14 protein-coding genes are annotated in these 18,792 nt (G+C 48.8%); 9 read left to right on the top strand and 5 right to left on the bottom strand.

Going from position 1 to position 18,792, the window contains the following annotated elements; translation table 11 throughout:
- Positions 1 to 87 precede the first annotated feature (87 nt).
- Positions 88 to 4,689, bottom strand: coding sequence for a type I pullulanase (gene pulA / locus C5O22_RS04170; protein WP_132779938.1), 4,602 nt, complete (start codon positions 4,687 to 4,689; stop codon positions 88 to 90).
- Positions 4,690 to 5,166: 477 nt separating this feature from the next.
- Here pulA and C5O22_RS04165 point away from each other — a divergent pair, with 477 nt between their 5' ends.
- A complete protein-coding gene (locus tag C5O22_RS04165; protein ID WP_132779937.1) occupies positions 5,167 to 6,864 on the top strand; it encodes an alpha-amylase family glycosyl hydrolase in 1,698 nt (565 codons plus the stop codon).
- Here the strand turns inward: C5O22_RS04165 and C5O22_RS04160 are convergent.
- The 4 genes from C5O22_RS04160 to C5O22_RS04145 all read right to left on the bottom strand — a co-directional run bounded on the left by C5O22_RS04160 (position 6,854) and on the right by C5O22_RS04145 (position 12,236).
- Positions 6,854 to 7,786, bottom strand: a complete 933-nt coding sequence (locus C5O22_RS04160) for a hypothetical protein (protein WP_132779936.1) — start codon at positions 7,784 to 7,786, stop codon at positions 6,854 to 6,856. The two genes, C5O22_RS04165 and C5O22_RS04160, sit on opposite strands and share 11 nt — an antisense overlap.
- Before the next feature lie 144 nt (positions 7,787 to 7,930).
- Positions 7,931 to 8,845 (bottom strand): sugar ABC transporter permease, encoded by a 915-nt coding sequence (locus C5O22_RS04155; protein ID WP_132779935.1) that lies wholly within the window; start codon positions 8,843 to 8,845, stop codon positions 7,931 to 7,933.
- Complete coding sequence (locus tag C5O22_RS04150; protein ID WP_132779934.1) at positions 8,842 to 10,725, bottom strand: carbohydrate ABC transporter permease; 1,884 nt, start codon at positions 10,723 to 10,725, stop codon at positions 8,842 to 8,844. Before C5O22_RS04150 ends, C5O22_RS04155 begins: the two co-directional genes overlap by 4 nt.
- Before the next feature lie 164 nt (positions 10,726 to 10,889).
- Positions 10,890 to 12,236: a type 2 periplasmic-binding domain-containing protein gene (locus C5O22_RS04145; RefSeq protein WP_132779933.1), complete on the bottom strand. Its 1,347-nt coding sequence runs from the start codon at positions 12,234 to 12,236 to the stop codon at positions 10,890 to 10,892.
- Between the two features lie 106 nt (positions 12,237 to 12,342).
- Here C5O22_RS04145 and C5O22_RS04140 point away from each other — a divergent pair, with 106 nt between their 5' ends.
- The 8 genes from C5O22_RS04140 (at position 12,343) to C5O22_RS04105 (ending at position 18,647) form a co-directional block, all read left to right on the top strand.
- The gene (locus C5O22_RS04140; protein ID WP_132779932.1) at positions 12,343 to 14,208 is read left to right on the top strand and encodes a glycoside hydrolase family 13 protein; all 1,866 of its coding nucleotides are present in this window, start codon (positions 12,343 to 12,345) and stop codon (positions 14,206 to 14,208) included.
- A gap of 227 nt (positions 14,209 to 14,435) precedes the next feature.
- Entirely contained in the window at positions 14,436 to 16,052 is a 1,617-nt protein-coding gene (locus tag C5O22_RS04135; RefSeq protein WP_132779931.1) for a FlgD immunoglobulin-like domain containing protein, read from the top strand.
- A 272-nt stretch (positions 16,053 to 16,324) separates the two neighbouring features.
- Positions 16,325 to 16,546, top strand: coding sequence for a hypothetical protein (locus C5O22_RS04130; RefSeq protein ID WP_132779930.1), 222 nt, complete (start codon positions 16,325 to 16,327; stop codon positions 16,544 to 16,546).
- Positions 16,547 to 16,754: 208 nt separating this feature from the next.
- Complete coding sequence (locus tag C5O22_RS04125; RefSeq protein WP_132779929.1) at positions 16,755 to 16,970, top strand: hypothetical protein; 216 nt, start codon at positions 16,755 to 16,757, stop codon at positions 16,968 to 16,970.
- Positions 16,971 to 17,055: 85 nt separating this feature from the next.
- Positions 17,056 to 17,352: a hypothetical protein gene (locus C5O22_RS04120; RefSeq protein ID WP_132779928.1), complete on the top strand. Its 297-nt coding sequence runs from the start codon at positions 17,056 to 17,058 to the stop codon at positions 17,350 to 17,352.
- A gap of 27 nt (positions 17,353 to 17,379) precedes the next feature.
- Positions 17,380 to 17,856, top strand: a complete 477-nt coding sequence (locus tag C5O22_RS04115; protein ID WP_132779927.1) for a hypothetical protein — start codon at positions 17,380 to 17,382, stop codon at positions 17,854 to 17,856.
- 137 nt (positions 17,857 to 17,993) lie between these two features.
- Positions 17,994 to 18,215 carry a hypothetical protein gene (locus tag C5O22_RS04110; RefSeq protein WP_132779926.1) on the top strand — a complete coding sequence of 74 codons (222 nt, stop codon included), beginning with the start codon at positions 17,994 to 17,996 and terminating at the stop codon, positions 18,213 to 18,215.
- Between the two features lie 48 nt (positions 18,216 to 18,263).
- The gene (locus C5O22_RS04105) at positions 18,264 to 18,647 is read left to right on the top strand and encodes a hypothetical protein (protein WP_132779925.1); all 384 of its coding nucleotides are present in this window, start codon (positions 18,264 to 18,266) and stop codon (positions 18,645 to 18,647) included.
- Positions 18,648 to 18,792 lie beyond the last annotated feature (145 nt).

The raw sequence follows: 18,792 nt of genomic DNA, 5'->3' as shown, positions 1-18,792 counted from the left end.
TATTATGGCGTAAAATATGGATAAGTAATAAATATAATGGCGTAAAAAATGGATTTTTTATCTATGTGTCATCTGCTTCTATTCTTTTCACCTTCGGAGAATGAGACAACTCCGGGGTGCCGCCAAAAGGGTCGCCGATACAAGGGGAGATGCTTTTACCTGTGGGGGGTCCCCCACAGCAAGGGGCTCCACCCTTTGGGGGGCATGGGCCTTGCGGTATGGTTCCTGCACATATACACCAGCGATAGAATCCTCCCCCAGGGCTACCCAATTGATAAAGGCCTCGCTGCTTTCGGCAAGGATTTCCCACTGTCCCCCGGGAAGGATAACCGGGACTGCCGTACGGTTGTGGTTGGCGACTATGAGCAAGGGGGCTTCCTTTTTTCGTATCCTCTGACCATCAAGGTGCCACACCAGAGTCCCTGGAGGACTGGACATAAACCGCAAGGCCCGCCGCACTTCTTTGCCCCTTTCCAGGCGAAGGAGCGGATGCTTTTTTCGCAGGGCTATGAGGCCCCGCACATACGCCACGGTTTCCCGGTGCTGGAGCGCCCGTTCCCAGTTCAAACTATTCAACAGGTCCCCCGCTTTGTAGGAATCATGGCAGAAAAGACGAACCGATAAGTTTTGGGGGAGCCCTCCTCCTGCAGGGGCGAAATCTTCCCCGCCGTTCTGTTCGGTAAGGGCCACACATTTATCAATCCCCCCTTCTTGAATCCACTGGGCCGGAACTTCCTTGGTTCGGCAGAACTCCATACCCCCATGCATGAGCACTATTCCCTGGGAACAGAAGAGCAACGTCATCGCAAATCGCTGCATCCCTTCGTAATAGTCCATCGATTGGCCAGGCTCAACCAGCTGGAGTTTGTCAAAGAGGGTAAGGTTGTCGTGGACTTCAAGGTAGTTTATGCTTTTCCAGGTATATTCTGACCAGGGTCCAGGCCGGGCCGTTCCTATCACCTTTTTATTGTGTACCTGGGGATGGCGAACGGCACCCACAAGGCCGAACTTTACCGCCTCTTCCCATCCCGATTCTCCATGGATCCAGCCCCCTTCTGAAGCGTGAAACACAGAACCCTTTACACCGTCCCGAAAGGCATCATTGAACATCCCGATACCTTTAAGAAGATGGATATTGCGCTGAGAAGCCATGACCGGCCGGGAAAGGCCGCACATGTCCCAGCCTTCACCGTAAAGAAGGATGTCCGGCTTACGGTGACGCAGGGCCTTTTCAATTTCCCGCATGGTGTGGACATCATGGAGTCCCATAAGATCGAAGCGAAACCCGCACAGTTTGTAGGTGGTAATCCAATGAATAAGGGTATCCTTCATGTACTTGCGGAACATGTACCGTTCGCTGGCCGTGTCATCCCCGGCGCCTGAATCTCGCCGCCCCCTGAAGTAATAGCCTGGTACGCAGGCTTCCAGGGCAGAACGACGAAAATCCGGTACATGGTTATACACCACGTCCATGATAACGCCCATGCCCGCCTGTCCCAGGGCAAGAACGAGCTGTCGCAACTCCCGTATGCGGCAGGCTCCATCGAAGGGATTGGTGGCATAGGATCCTTCTGGAACACCGTAGTTCCCCGGGTCGTACCCCCAATTAAAAGCTCCTCCCTCTTTCCGGTTGCGATACTCCGGTTCCCGGACCCGAGTTTCGTCCACCGAAACAAAGTCAAAGATGGGTAAAAGCTGCACATGGGTAATCCCCAGAGCCTTGAGGTAATCCAGTCCCGTCGGGATACCTGTCCCCGACGCATCCTGGTAGCTAGTGCCCTTTGTGGCTGCGCCGAGAAAGGTGCCCCGCAGTTCCTCAGGGCCCTGCCAGGTAGGATGGCAGGTAAGGTCCCGGATATGGGCTTCCCAGATAATCGCGTTGTTTGCTTTTGCCAGGGTGGGTGTGGTAAAACTATTCCACCCTTCGGGTTCAAGGCGGGAAAGGTCGACCACCATGCCCCGCTGGCCGTTTACTCCCGATGTAATTGCATAGGGGTCGATGGTTTCCCGGAAAAGGGAGAAAATGCGAAGGCGATAAGTGTAATAGGTCCCGTGAAGGTCCCCTGCCACCTGACAGGACCATACGCCCCGTGGGCTAATGTGCATGGGAACTATTGCAAAGGGACTTCCCCCCGTACCCTGTTCATACAGACAGAGCTGTACTTCCTGGGCTACGGGGGACCAGAGCTTGAATTCGGTAGCCTCCGGACGGTAACGAGCTCCGAGCCTTTCGTCGGTGTGGAACTGGCGGGCAAAATCGGCAGAATCGTACCATTCCTTTAGGATTGCTATGGGTCCCCCATTGTAGGTGTTACCGAGTATCGCCTTTTCTAGGGCATTCCTGCAGCGGAACGGAAGATTCCAGGGGGGGAGGCGGGGGACACAGAAGGATAGGTCCGGAAGATCTGAGAAAAATCGATGCTTCAGCACCGGCCGGATGCAGGTCGGCCGTTTCTTCTCTCCAGAAAGATACGAGAATTCCATGGTATCCAGGTTGAGCGTTACCTCGTAGGACTTACCTTGCTCAACATGGAACTGCCAGATCCGCTCTATCCCTTCGTGAAGGACCTGGATCTCTAGGAGAGGTGGCCCCGGAGACTGAGAAGAAAAGGGATCTCCCTGGGTCACCCTTTGGGGAGCATCAAATACGGCCCCCGCGGAAGGGTTCCCTTTCTCCTCCACCTTTAAGGTATAGTGAAGACAGTTTTGCCCTTTTGAAAGACCCACGGAAATGTGCCAGGGACCTGCCTGCTGGCTGCCGACTACCCGATTATGACCTGGGGGGAGCTGGGGCGCGACGATAAGTTTGTTTTCCAATAAGCGGGGGCGTATACCAAGCCAATCCTGAAAGATGGTCCGGGTATATTCGGAGACACTCCATGCCTGAGAGTAAGTGCCCGAGTGGATAATCCTCCCATCCGCCGAAGGGTGGGCATGGAGATTTTCTCCCAGGGTCCCCGCCGCCCCCTCCTGCATGATCTGGCGGGCCAGTTCCTTCGTGAGTTGCCAGGCTATATCACCCTTTCCAAAACGAAGAAGGGCGTATATTACGGCGCCGGCGTTCCACTGCCAGATGGTGCCATTGTGATATGCCGCATCCTTGTGGTACTGGCCAGGCCACTCATGATGGGGATGAAAGAGGGGATCCTCCTGGGAAAGGCTTGCTATTCCATAGGGATACAGAAGATTCTGTACCGCATCAACCAGGACCTGTTGCATGATTTCTTCAGGTAAAAGTTGATCTTCCTGGGGAAGAATGGCCGTGGCCAGGAGGGCGATGAGCCCATTGGGACGGCAGCGAAGGTCTGCCGCTGTTTCACTGGGTTCTTCGTTGCTATCCTGGGGTAAAAGACGATCTGCCAGACGGCCATACTCGGGGTACCAGAAGTATCGCCGGAAATTTTCTTTTAGGGTTCGAGCAAATTCTTGATACCGGGATTCCCGCTGAAAGTCCCCCGCCAGGTGTGCGAGGGCAGCCCCACAGCAGAGGGCCGTGTACCAGAGGGCCTGTACTTCTACCGCCCGGCTCCCCCGCTCTGACCAGGGCTCCTTTCCCCGGATGCGGGCATCCATCCAGGTGTCCGCATGGTCGTGGAGCAAGAAATGAAAGGTATCGCAACGGTCCATGTCCGCATCAAGGGCCTGGAATACGACCTCTGCCATAGAATGAAGAAACGCCAGGTCTCCCGTGTATTGGCCGTATTCCCACACTTCCCGAATAAACCAGAGGGTCCCATCGACGGTGTTGTAGATGACATCCTCAGGACTGCGCCAGCGGTTAGGAATGCGACCATAGGTTGGACTCCCAGGATTGGTATCCTGCCACCCCGCGAAGGTGGTGATAATTTCTCGGGCCTCGTGAAATTGACCGCTTACGAGCAATATCCCCGGGAGGGCGATAAAGGTGTCCCGCCCCCAGTTATCCCGAAACCAGGGGAGCCCCGCCCAGATGCCTTTCCCCTGGACCCGGGTAACCAGGCTCCATCCAGAAAAGGCGGCCCACCCGATGGCTTTGTTTACCAGGGGATCCCCCATGTCCCAGGAGAACCCCTTAAAAAGGGTTTCTATGCGCTGGCGGTGCTGCTCCTTACGGTTTTCTTTGGCTGTATACAATGCTCGAGTTGTCGCTTCCTCCAGGGTAGCGCCCCAGGCAATGTAATACTGAAAAGGCCCTTTTAGTTCTTCCTGTTCCCTCTCTCCCAGGGGAAGTAGGAGAATAATGCGATATATTCCATACCCTTCTGGTGCGAAGGGGCGCCGTATATCACATATTCTTACGTGATCTATGGTGAAGGGAGCGTTTCCTACGATAGCGATTGCTTCTGGACTCGGGACGATTCCTTCGCTGGCCCCGCTTAGGACAATATTGGGTGATGTAGTGGCCTCCCGGCCATAGAGGAACCACCCCTCATGGGTTCCCATGGAATGCCAGGGCTCTGATACTACAGGAAGCATGAGTCCCGCCCCTCCACTGTGTCCGTTGGGGCTGCTTTTTCTCTGGAGCTTCGGCACTTCTACGGAAATCCATACGCAGCCGGTTTCAAATAACAGGGCATACCGGAGTTTCCCACCGGCGGTTCGGGACATTTCAATCTCGCCGGGACGAAGGGTAATCTCATCGGCCTCGCGAACCTTTCCCCGCCCATCGACCCAGAGAATGTCCTTAAGTCTGCACCGGGAGCCCTGCACATAGCCCGCGCCCTTCCCATAGGCATAGGGAATAATGTCTATATACCCTTGTTCCCGATCGGCCCAGGCAATGCGACGCCATGAAGCCTCAGGGACAGGATATCTTGAAAATCGAAGGGGAAGGGCCCCGCCAGAAAGGGAATAAACAAGCCCATGTTGTAAAACTTCTTTTTTTTCAATTTTGTAAGAAAAAAAAATCGACCGAATATGCCATAGGGGGCTCCAAAACCGGTTTAGTATATGCTATAGTACGGGTATCGGAGTATTTCTGCAAGAGCTCGAGCTAAAAAGATTTCTTCTCTAATGGGGAACTACGGGTTCTAAAGGGAATGAAGAAGGGAAGGGCTGCACCCGAGAGGGAGACAGGTTATCAAAAAAGCTAGGTCTTTTTATCCTGATCCCAATCGGGGGGCCCTGACAAGGGGAATTACTTCCCTGGATCTCTTGATAGTGAGCGCTCTTATCAAGGAGGTTTGTATGCGTCGTCTGTGGCAGGTATTATTTGTTCTGTTGGGGATGGGGGTTTCCCTCTGGGCTCAGGATATCCCCTGGTGGCAGGCTGCTCCAGGACCGGCGTATCAGGTGTTAGTCTACTCTTTTGCTGATTCCGACGGGGACGGTTATGGAGACCTGCCGGGGCTCATACAAAAACTGGACTACCTGAACGATGGGAATCCTGCCACCGCCGATGACCTGGGTATCAGTGCCCTCTGGCTCTCACCGATTCATCCTGCCTCGAGTTATCATGGCTACGATGTTAAGGATTATTACAGCATCGATCCCCGGCTGGGAACCATGGCTGATTTTGAGCGGCTCGTGACAGAGGCCCATAAACGGGGCATAAAAATCATCCTGGATATGGTATTTAACCATACCTCCCGGGAACATCCCTGGTTTTTGGATGCCCTGCGGTCCGCTGCAAGTCCCTACGTCAATTATTATAAGACCCGGGATGTCCGCCTTACCTATGGGAGTGGGGGAATGGGCCGTTTTTACACCTACACCCGGCCAGATGGCTCCAGATTCGAATATTTTGCGGCCTTCTGGGAGGGGATGCCAGACCTCAATCTGGATAATACGGATGTGGTAAACGAACTAAAAAGGGTGCTGCAATTCTGGCTCCAAAAAGGGGTGGACGGTTTTCGGTTTGATGCGGCCAAGCACGCCTTTGACCCGAACGAATTTCCCCCCGGCACCCAAACCCTGGCGTTGAATAAAACTTTCTGGAACGATCTGCGCCGTTTTTCCCGGCGGATAAAGCCGGATGTGTACTTTATCGGGGAGATCCTCAGTACCTCCCTTACCGAAGTAAGCTCCTATGCTTCAGTTTTTGATGGCCTTTTCGACTTTCCTACGGCAAACCTCATCTTGAATTCGGTCCGAGGGACAGGCCTTTCTACCTTTTTACAGACCTGTACCACCACCTATCGACAATACCAGCGCTTTTCTGGTTTTGTGCCCTCCCCCCTGCTTTCGAACCATGACCTGGATCGGCCTATGAGCTCCCTGTTGCAAAGCCTTGGGGTAGACGCGGTAAAGGGTTATGCCATTGCTCCCGAGGACCCGGAGCCCATCCGTTCTTCCAAGGCGCTGGCCCTTAAACGGGCAAAATTGGCCGCATCGCTGTACCTTACCCTTCCGGGGCTTCCCTACATTTACTATGGCGAAGAGCTGGGCATGACGGGCCGGCGCTATAAAAATGATGATGTGGCCCGGCGGGATGCCTTTTTGTGGAACGAGGGGGATACGCAATCAACCGTTACCTGGACGAAAACTTCTGGTAAGATTGAACCGGGGCAAAACGCTCTGACGCCCTCGGTCCAGGCCCAGCTAAAGGATCCGCAGAGCCTTTTGCGGCACTATCTGAGGCTCAGTCAGCTCAGGCAGGTAAGCGCCGCAATCCGCCAGGGAACCTTAGCGGCTGTCCCCTGGGCCGGTTTCGATGGTGCATACCTGCTGGCCTGGCTGCGGGAAACCGACGCTCAGCGGGTCCTGGTGCTTCACAACCTTGACACCATACAATGTACGGTAAAGGTCCCCCAGGGGGTACAACTTGCCCTGCTCTGGACGAGCAGCCAGGGGGTAGTGCCCAATAAGGGCCGCCCCGTCCTGACCGCAGGCGAGACACTTTCTCTGGATCCTGCGGAGTCAGCGGTATACGAGGTTATGAAATAGGTGAATCATACTGCCCTTGGTGCCCTGCACTGCGATAACGGCTCGTGTAGAGGATTACTACGCGGATACCGGCGAGAAACGAATAGGCAAGCCATAACAATGGAGCCTTCAGGGCCGGTATAAAAAGCCCCGCGAGCCCAACCACAAAGGCAGGCCCCGCCATGATGGCGGCGGCCATCTTTATTCCTTCCAGGGGCTTGAGTGCCGGTCCCGAATCGTCTCCCAGTTTCTTTCGGTACACCGCAAAGGAAAGCATAACGCCAAGGATTGCCACAAAGGCGAGATTTTGCACAAACATCAAGGGGAACAGGGATAAAATAATCGACGGGATTGATGAAAATGCGGCGGCGAACAGGATCCCTTCTATAAGATCCGTAAGGGTTTTACGGTTTTGAGCAGCCTGCTTTAGAACATCCGAAGAAAAGCCTTCAAAGACTTTGAGGGGAGCGCTGACCTGGATGCCTGTTTTCCCGTTCCGCACAAGAAAGCGGTCTGGCCCGATCTGAAGAAGATTTCGCCCATTGCCGCTTCCGGGACCTGCGGTCGTCGGGGCTTTCTGTGTTTTCGGCGTATCTTCTTGGGTAGTCACGATAACATCCCAATCACCAACCGTAAGAACAAGGGGGGTAGTAGAATTGCCCGCAGTTACTTTCCCCGAGTCGATGGAAAACACAAAACCCGAAGCTGCCGTAGCCTCGAAGGCATTCCCAAGACCGGGGTACTGCCGTGTTTTGGAAGCGGTTTCCGCATCCCTCCAGCGGTTTGCGGCAAAGGGAAGACCTATGGCGATGGTAGATGTTATAAAAATGGTAAGGATAAAAAACCAGTTAAGCCCCCTGCATTCCTGGGCAGCTGTGTCGGACCACCAGGCCTTTGTCACGGTCCAGAGGGGTAAGGGCGCTTTCTTTTGATGCTTTTGCATAGATTTATTGTATCTATTGGGTTGGATCCAGTCTACCGAAGTAAGGCTGTCCTCGAGGACCCCTTTTTAGTTTTCCTCTTAATGATAAAAGAACTTAAAAGGTGCTGGCCCCCACCTGTGGGCCAGCACCTTTTGTTGAGTATGTTATCCCTTTTCTGCTCCACTGGCCATACCGTATACGATGAATCGTTGCATGTAGAATTGGACGATTGTAATGGGAGTGGCCAGTACCAGAGCTCCCGCCATGAAATTAAGGGGATTATAGTAGAGGGTACTGAAAGAGTCGGTCAGCCGATAGAGAAAAATTGCCACCGTTTGGTTTTGCATGTTAAGGAGTTGGTTCGGTAACATGTAGTCCATCCATGGAGCCATAAAAGCATTCACCGCTACAAAACCAATGATAGGAGTGGAAAGAGGCAGAATTATTTTAAAAAATACCTGAGTCTTGCTTGCTCCATCTATGAGAGCTGCCTCATCAATAGAAATCGGAAGGGATCGCATGTAACCACGAATGAGGAAGGTATTGTAAGGAATCGAACCTGCCGTGTAGATAAATACGAGATAGAGTGGTTTGTTAAGCCAACCAAAGGTTCGGAAAATCATGAATAGGGCTATCATTCCCATAAACGAAGGAAACATCTGGAGCAAGAGGAATGAAATGAGGATCGGTTTCTTCCCTTTGAATTTAAAGCGGCTGAATACGTACCCTGTAATGGTGGTAAAGAATACCACCGAAATGGTATTGAGAATTGCCACGGAGAGGGAACGAAGAAAGGCGGCGATAAAGTCCGGATACTTGGCTGCAGAGGAACTTTTGTAGGTAAACAGATACTCGTAATGTTCCAGGGAAAATTTCTTTATGTCAGGAATAAGGGGAACCCCAGAAAGAAGCTTACCAGAGGTAAATGAAGCACTTATCATCCAGAGGATAGGGATGAGTACCGTAAGACACACAAATACCAGCCATAGGTATTGCAAGAAACGGAGAACATCATTTTTTATCCTGGCCGAACGAGAAAGCTGTCCTTGTACCAGGGTTAAGGGTTTATTGGTATTCATTCGCCTGCCTCCTCCTGGAATGAGCGGGAACGTACCAGGTTATATACTGAAAAGCCCCCTACAATGAGGAAGATTAAGATGGTATAAATGGCCGCCACATTGTACTGTTCAAAATCTTTTGTAAACGAAAGCTTGTAAATCCAGCTAATAAGAATGTCTGTCTGTCCCGGCATGGCTGATCCTACAATGCGCATACTGTCGGGTATTTGGGATGGATCCCAGTTCGGCCCTCCTCCAGTAAGGAAGTAAATTGCCCCAAAATTATTAAAATTGAAACTGAATGTCATGATAAGGGCCGGCATAGTAGCCGCAATAACCATTGGCCAGGTGATGTACTTAAAACGTTGCCAGCCGCTCGCCCCATCTATCGCCGCAGCTTCATATAATTCTCGGGGGATGGTGGAAAGGGTTCCGATAATCATCATCATATGGTAGGGGGCCCCAAGCCAGAGGTTCACGAGGATAACTATAAATTTGGCTAAACGCCCATTATAAATGGGTTGAAACCAGAAAATAGGCTGGTCTGGTTTTCCCTCAAGTCCAATGCGGTATAGGAAGTTGGTAACCGGTTCCATGAGCCCTGTGGCAAACAAAAATTGGTTCACAAGCCCATCTTTATCAAAGGCATTGCGGAACATCATGAGGCTTACCAGGGAAGGAATTGCCCAGGGAAGGATCATGATAGTTCGCCACAGTCGTTTGTGTTTTACCAGCGGTGATTCCACGACCATGGCATTAAAGAAGCCCAATCCATATACGGTAAAAGAGGACATAATTGCCCAGAGAAGGGTCCATAAGAAGATTTGCCCAAAGATACTAAGCCAGCCAGGGTCCGTGGCTAAAAATGCAAATGTATCAAAGCCAACCCATTGAATAAGTTTTGCACCTAATTTAATTCGATAGGTATAATTGGTAAATGCTAACAGGAATGTGAAAAAAATAGGGATTATGGTAAAAACAAGGATCATAAGAAAAGCAGGAGTTGAAACAAGATATACGTACAGGCTATCCCAGATTCGTTTCCAGAACTGAAGAGAACTTTCTCGAACTCCACTTGCTTGGAAACTAAGGTTGGTTCGATATGCATCCACCATTCCCAGAATCCAGAGGATTACGAAAACCAAGAGTACCGCGAGGGAAAGAAGGCCGTTTCCCAATAGAACAATAGAATTGTCTGCGGTAAGCCAGGGTATATCTTTATTGTAGAGCTCGATGGTTCCCCCCGCATAGGAATCTCCGATGACAAGTCGGCCCAAGGTCCATATACCCCACATGCCACGGGAAAAAAAGCCCCCAAAATCTCGTAATGGATATCGTACCCGTGCTTGTTGATAGTTAGGATAGCGATAGGTTGAGCTTTTTAAAGCCTCTTCTTCGCTCGTACCAGTAAATATATCAGATTCACTTTGGGATTGGCCATCGTTTTCATCTTTAGAAAAGTCGGGGCTCCCAAAAATATCACCTGAAGAGGAGCTTGTTTCATCATTACCGAAAAGGCTTTCTTCAGAAGAACTGAAAAGTTCATCTTGTGAAGAAGTACTACTTTCGTCTAGACCGAGAATATCTCCCAGAGTTTCTGCTTGCTCTATCCCGGTATTCCCTGCTGTTCCCCCAGTAGCGGTGTATTCAGCTACCAACATTTCTTCTTTTGAGACTTTTCCCTGGATAAGCCGAATGTATCTTTCCCATTGGGAGGTACTTAACTCTATGGTGAAGAAAATGATGGCAAGCAAAAACCAAAAAAGGGCTTTTAGTTTTTGTTTATTGATAAGCTGTCCTAAACCAGGAATGAAAGCGGAAGCTAGTGCAACTCCCAGGGCTTTTCTTCTGGATAGAGAATGATGAGAAACGGAGGAAATTGGCGGTACCTCAGTATTCATCTATTTGGTCCTCCTAAAACACAACAAGGGGCGGCTGTTCCGCCCCTTAAGATAATTTTACTTTGTTAGGCTTGTTGTTCCTTTGGATCTCCCTTTTTACCTATCTCTCCTGTCCTATTAAAAATCAACAGAACGGAAGGGCCCCAAAAGGAAGAGAAAACTATCTACTTATTATTTTCCGCATACCATTTCTTATAAAGATCCACAATGGTTGCCTGTGCCTGGGCCGGGGTTTTTTCGCCGTCCCACACAGCCCGTAATTCCAGGTTAAGACCTATACCGTAGTACCCATCCATAGCTTTTTTAGCGGGATTCTTGGGCAATGTTAAGGTTGGTTCGGGATAGTTAAACGCAAAGGCTACAGACATCTCTGCCTTGTTCGGGTCGTTCCGGTAATTGGGGGTGTTCGGTGCTCCCTTCTTAAGAGCGGGAATATACGCCGAGTTATTTACCAGGGTCTGAAGTCCTTCTTTTGTATAGAGAAGTCTGTACAATTCATGGGCTGCAGAAGGGTATTTGGTAAAGCCATTAATAACAAAACCTTTCGTTTTTACAAAGGGACTCAAGCGATTTCCCTTCCAGGTAGGCATGGGCCCAAATTTAATATCATAACCGCCCTTTGTTTCGGCGCCATTGACATCCATCCAGGTTCCTACAAGGAAGAAGGGAGCAGTTTCATTATTCAGGGCATCGTCCCAGCGCCATACCATGGATGCCCCCGGTGTTTTTACGCCGTTTGCTTCTACACTGATCATGGCATCTGCCGCTGCTTTAATGAATTCAAGTCCCGCAAGAAATTCAGGGGTTTCAAAACTGGGGTTCTCAGCTTTTTTGTCAGGGAAAATTCTGAATTTCCCCGCCGTAAGATTAGAATAGCCCGACCACACTTCGTCCAGGCACATGGGATAGACGATAGTAACAGGTTTCCCTTTATAAGTAGGCCGACTTGTTTGCCATTTCTTCGCTAAATCGAAAATCTCTTCCCACGTGTCAAAGGCATCGGGAAGCCCATCTTTATTTTTATCGCTGGTATCCAGTTTAAGGGCCTCCATCATCGTTTTATTCCAGGCAAAGGCCATACCATCGTAGGCAATGGGAACGTATTTAATTACCGCCCCCGCGTTGGCTCCAGAATAAAATGGCTCCTGAGCAAATTTGGCCGCTCCATCGGTAATTACCTTATCAAGTTGCAGCAGGGACTGGAAGTTTCTTCCCACTTCCCCATCGATAACGAGGGCTACATCGGGGGCTTCTCCCTGCAGGGCCGTAATTTGGTCAGCCCCACCGGCGGCCCCAAAATTCATGTACTCTACCACCCCTTTGGCTTCGGGATGTACCGTATTCCAAAGATTTACCAGGGCTTCTCCCAGTTTATCGTTGTCTACGCCCAAACGGATTTTAGCCCCCTTTTCAATCTGATACTGGTTACCTCGCCAGACCGCCTTTGATTGGGCCATCAGGTTCCCCACGATAAGTAGAAAACAAGGGATGATTACCCACGTCTTTTTCATGGATTTCCTCCTAAAGTAATATAGCTAAAACGGTTTACTAAGTAATAGCATAAGGGGTAAACTGTAATCCGTCAAGAGTTTTTTATACAATTCATAAGGAGCGTATATGTGCAAACCAGAGGCGTACCACCGCAGTTTTGATAACCTCTGTTATTCTCCCGACGGCAAATCTTTAGTTGTTCGTCTGATAGCCGGTGTGGATAATATTAAAACGGTCCATCTCTGGGCAGGAGACCCCCATGAATGGGAACCCCTTACGCAAGGAAAAAGTCGCTGGAAATGCCATCCCTACGAGATGCGCCGGGCCGGTTGCGACGGGGTTCATGAATATTGGGAAGTTACCCTTGTTCCTCCCTATAAACGGCTTCGCTATTTTTTTCGGATAGTCGATCTGGATGGCCAGGCGTGGGACTATGGAGAAAAGGGGCTTTTCCCCTGTGAGGATCCCGCAAAGGCTATTCCAAGCGGGGATTTCTGGAACGCCTTTATGTTCCCCTATCTTCATGAAAGTGAAGTATTTCGGGGGCCTCAATGGGTTGCCCAAACCGTGTGGTACCAGATTTTCCCCGAGCGATTTTGCAATGGGAACCCCACCAATGATCCGTCCCAGGTTAAGCCCTGGAACCGGGGACCGGTGACCAATCACGAATGGTATGGAGGGGATCTTCGGGGGATCATCCAGAAATTAGATCATATTGAAAAACTGGGATGTAACGGTATCTACCTCACCCCCATTTTTCTTTCTCCGTCGGTCCATAAATACGACACCACCGATTATCTTACGGTGGATCCTGCTTTTGGGACAGCAGAGGACCTGCGAGAACTGGTCCAGGAATGCCATCGGCGGGGTATTCGCATCATGCTGGACGCGGTGTTTAATCACTGTGGCCGAGAATTTGGTCCCTGGAAGGATGTGATGGAACGGGGAGCCCGGTCTCCCTATCGGGATTGGTTCTATATCAAAGAGTTCCCTTTGTTCACCGAAGAAAAGGGTGGCCATCACCGCCATAGGGCAAACTTTGAGACCTTTGCCTTCGTTACCGGGATGCCCAAACTGAACACCACCAATCCAGAGGTCCGGGAATATCTCTTAGGGGTAGCGGAACACTACGTTCGGGAATTTGATATTGATGGGTGGCGGCTAGATGTGGCAAACGAAATAGACCACGAATTCTGGCGGGAATTCCGCCGTCGGGTAAAGGCTATAAAGCCCGATTTATATATTGTGGGCGAGATCTGGCACGATGCCATGCCCTGGCTTCAGGGAGACCAGTACGATGCGGTGATGAACTATCCTCTGGACATGGCAATCAGCGACTTTCTATTAGAAAAGAATTGGACCAAAACAGCCAGGGATCTTTGTCAACGCCTGGATCACCTCTGGTTTTCCTATCCTGAACCGGTAATGAAGGTGGCTTTCAATCTTCTGGATTCCCACGACACGGACCGGCTCGTGACCCGTATGGGAAGCCGGGAAAAGGCAAAGCTTGCCCTAACCCTGCTCTTTGTGTTCCCCGGATCTCCCTGCATCTATTACGGAACCGAGTATGCCCTGGAAGGAGGACCCGATCCGGACAATCGTCGCTGTATGATATGGGACCCCCGTCCGGAGGAAGAGGAATTTTTTCGCTTTCTTTCCCTATTGGTGCAGATGCGCCGCCAGTACTGGCAAGTCTTTGCTGAAGGTAAACGGACGTACCGGACTAATCAAGCGTATCCAGGACTTTTAGCGATTACTATCGAGTTCGGCTCCACAAAACTGCAGGTGCTTATTAACCGGGATGATAGGCCAGTGCCAGCCGATGTTTGGAAACCCCTCGCGGGCCTTGCGACAGATGCAAAGTTTCGGGACTTGCTGGAGCATACTGGTCTGGGAGCCGCCGCTAGTGGTCACCGAGCTTTAGAACCAAGCAGGCTGGCTGGGGCTTTTGTTCTGCCAGGCGTAAGCGCCGCGGTGCTGCTGGAAGAATAGCTCTCCTATAAGGGATGTGTCAGAGTCTCCTCCCTGAGAGGGGCCTTTACACTGAATCCTGGGTCGGTATGATACCCCCAAGGATGGTCCCGCGAAACAAGAGAGCACCTTAAAACAGGGGCCTGCGGCTTTGGGGTAATAGGTATGCATCATACTTATAAATCTTTAAATTTAAAAATGTCAGGTTTCATTGAATTTTTGTGTTCTTTGCGGCAATCATATTGTATATGAAAGCAATGAAATTAAAACATGTCTTTTGTTTGGTACCTAGTTCTTTTTTATTGATTTTTTCCCTTTCCTGCGCCACTAGTTCAGGCGGAACCTATTCCCGCTCCGTACATGCTGACGAGGAAGCGGCCCGCCGGAACAGGGCAGCCCAGGAAAAGAACTCCGGAAACTCAGGCAGTAGTTCATCGGGTAGTGCTTCGAGCGGGAACAGCGCCTGGGCCGCTTCGGATCCCTACGCTTCAGGATGGAATACGTCGAACACCGTAATTATAGTTAAGGAGGTCCCTCCCCATGGGACAGTGAAATTGCTTGGCATTCCCTTTGGAACGCCGGTGTTCATAGACGGTGATCCCCGCATCGGAAACACCTTTGACCTCTCTCCGGGCACGCATCATATAGAAGTGCGGGCCTTTGGATTTGAAGTATGGGAAAGGACTGTTCAAATTACCAAAGACCACACCACCGTCCTTAGCGTAGAACTGGTACCGGCAGATTTTCGTATCATCGATGTGGAAATGCAAAATAGTTCAGTGAATCCAGACAACCCAGGCTATTTCGGTTCCGCCCGGCTTACCGTATATGTGACCGCTCCGGGAACAATCGGCATACAAATTCTGGATCAGGACCATCGATCTGTCAGATCCCTCGGCCCCTATGAAATACATAAGGGATCCCAGGATGTCTTCTGGGATGGCACCGACGGCAAGGGCCGCCTGGTTCCAAAGGGTAAATACACCGTGGTGGTTCAGGGACTCGACAGGGATTCCCAGCCTATAGGACAGGAATTTCGGCACTATGTGTATGTAGGAAACGACGGCATCCCGCTGCGGACCTGGCTTGGCGGTTCGGGATTTTCGGGGCCCTTTTTTGTTCCCGATGCGCAGGTGCTGCCTGAACGGACCTGGTCTTTTGCCACGGCGTTTATTTCCCACCTGGCTTCCCCCGCCGAGCCGGTGGGTTCTACCTGGGTTTCCTTCACCTCCCTGAGGGTGGCTGTGAGTGAATATGCGGAAGCGGGGATGCTGGTAACCTATGTGGGCCGGCCTCAGGTTTCTGATGTCAGCACCGACTGGCTTGGATGTACCGCGACGGCTAAACTGAAACTCACGGAGTACCAAAACCCCTTTTCGGCGGCTATTGGTATTCGAGGTTCCTACCGCAATTTCGTAAGCGATATTTCCTCTGAAAGCACCTCCTATATTCCCCCTGCCTGGGACGGGCTCGCTAATTACGACGGTCTTTCGCTCTTGGTCCCCCTTGAGTATAGCGATGGCCCCTTAAGACTTTTTGCCGCCCCGGAGATTCAGGTTTCCACTTTTTATCCCTATTGGACCGATGATCGCTGGTCCACACCGGACCTCTTCGTCTGGTCTACTCTGAGGGTCGGCGCGGAGGTACGGATTTCCAATCCGGTGCGCCTGGCCCTCTCGGCGGCCATGAAAAGCGACCCGCTGAACAAGGGGGCGTTCGCCCTGCAGTTCCCCCTTTCATTGGGAGCGGAGGTGAGTATATATACCCGGGGGCCGCTCAATATTACCGCTTATGCCCTGGCTGAAGCAGGGGGCCCCTACAGCTATGCGGTTTATGGCGGTATCGGCTTCGGCGGACGGTTTTAATAGGTGGATGAAAGGTTTACGTGTTTCTCGTAAAAATGTGTGCATGACAAGGGTATATCATCGCAACCATACAATCAATCTAAAGATATGGTTCATGTACAAATTTATGTGGGAATTAATCCCAATGTTGTATGAGGATGGTATCACTTTTTTAAAAAAACGCTTGACAAATTTCGGGGGGGGGGTAGGCTTATTATAGCTACTACCGGTATGGCTCTTTCCGGTATGGAAAGAAAAAAGTAACGGCGCATATAGCGCACAAGGAGAACCGTATGAACGGATTTACCGAAGTGTCTTCCCTGGAACTTGAACAGATTGAGGGTGGAGGAATAGCAAGTGGAATTGCAGGGGCTTTACTTGGAGCTGCCACAGGATTTTCTCTTGGCGTACAAATTGCTCAACATGTTGCTCCTATTACTAGGGCAGGAGCAGTGGCTTGTGTGGTTATACCAACTGTGGTATTTGCTGCCGCAGGATTTGTAGCATCTTACTAAAATCAAATTTAATTTAAATTAATAAGCGTAGCTATTTCAAAACGCAGAGAGTTTTGAAATAGCTACATAGAAATCCGAGATTTGTTACAGCGATTGAAAAGTAATTGATGGCAATCGTAAAGCCAATTTCATAATTTGAAGATTAGTGGTTGAATTTTGAGATTGACTCGGTTATATACCAATTTGAGTCAGAGGGGGGAGTAAAGAAATGAAAGTAATTGTTTCCGCTGTTTATTATGTATTATTGCTTTTATTTTATGCATTTATGTTCTCACCCTATTTAGGGTTTCGAACTGATAGTTTGGGGGGAACGAAAGGAACAATGATTTTTATTAGCAGCCTTGTTTTAACTGGTATTATAATTTTACCTGCTGCTTTTAAGTTTTTTGAAACTATAAAAGATATAGGTAAAAAATCTAAGTAAGAAGCTAACATATGTGATTCGTAATAATCGTAAAAAATAAAACAATGCCCCACACATTTTTATGGGGGGCATTATAGGAGTATCTATGAAGCGATTTTCGTATCTTTTAATTGGTATAGGGATTTTATTTTCAATAGGCATATATTTTATAACTACAGATATAACCTTGTTCGTTAATGTTCTTATTCCTTATACTGTAGCAGCCTTGGGAATAGGAGTATGCGTAAAAAAGAAATTTGTCTTTCCTTTGTTTTTTATTTTGGTATGGGTTACGGGATACAATGTAGTGTATATTATTCTAAAGTTGTTCAAAATAGGTGATTTATACTCCTACCAAGGGAGAATTTTTGTGCAGTTGTTTTTACCCCTTTTATTGGATTAATGGCACAAAGATATAAAGAGGTAGCTAATGAAAATCACCGAACATAGAGAATTACACTTGTTTTCTTTACTTTCAAAGCGGTCGGATTTTTTCCCTGAAGATTTAGTAAATGAATTAGGTACAATAAAGGGTGTTCTAGAAAAATTAGGATGTTCCATTTATTCCATTATTACGGCAACCTATGGTGAAAAAACAAATAGGGAGGGAAAAAAATTAGTAGACGGAGAAATACTTATAGAATTAGAAGATGGGAAAATACCTGAAATATTACCTGAAGAATATGTCGTAAAACATGAACTTCACCTTGTAAATGCTTTGTGTTGTGAATATGAAGGGACACCTCATGCATTGCCGCAAATATATCAAAACCTTGCGGCCTATATAGGAGAACGTAAATTGCAGCCTATAACAGCGGTATATACGCTATCAAAACAACCATACAATCAATCTAAAGATATGGTTCATGTACAAATTTATGTGGGAATTAATCCCAATGTTGTATGAGGATGGTATCACTTTTTTAAAAAAACGCTTGACAAATTTCGGGGGGGGGGTAGGCTTATCATAGCTACTACCGGTATGGCTCTTTCCGGTATGGAAAGAAAAAAGTAACGGCGCGTATAGCGCACAAGGAGAACCGTATGAACGGATTTACCGAAGTGTCTTCCCTGGAACTTGAACAGATTGAGGGTGGCGTAAATATTGGGGGCGTTATAGTGGGAGGTATTGCGGTTGTTGCTGGAGGGGCCTTGGTAATTTCGGCTATTACCTGTCCTTCACCAGTAAGTATACCAGCAATAAAAGTGGGAATAGGCGCTATGTCAGTGGGAGCATTAATAATATATGCTTCTACGAGAGGCTGAAATGAATTGTAATTTTGATGTATAACTAAAAAATCGGAGTTAACAAGAATGGTAGACATGACATGCTATGTTAATGAATTATCAAAAAATGGTATATCTGCTTATAGTAAAAATGAGCAATTAATTGTTAATATAAGCAGCGGTTTTAGTTTAACAGTTAATATTAAAAAAACGTTTTGTTGGTACATTTCTGTTGGGTTTATAAAATTTTCCTGGCTTCTTGACTTTCTGTTTTTTTTTACAATACTTGTTTTCTCTTTTAATGTTATTATGGGGCCAATTTTTAATTTAGCTACTACAATAGGAATATATAGTGTGATCATTACTATTTTTTTATATATAATATTTATATATATGAGACTGACGACGGATGTTGTAGTGGTTATTAATATTTTATTAAGAACTAAATCATTAGCAGCAGAAAAATCTTAAAGTATAACTTTTCTTTGTAGAGGATAAAAAAACACGGAGAAAGGGGGGATTGAGAGTAAAGAAATGAAAGTAGTTGTTTCCGCTGTTTATTATGTATTATTGCTTTTGTTTTATGCATTTATGTTCTCGCCCTATTTAGGGTTTC

Origin of the sequence: Treponema sp. J25, from assembly GCF_004343725.1 — a bacterium.
Lineage (GTDB): Bacteria > Spirochaetota > Spirochaetia > Treponematales > Breznakiellaceae > J25.
Note: the sequence above shows the minus strand (reverse complement) of the source record. Positions and strands in the feature narration are given on the sequence as shown.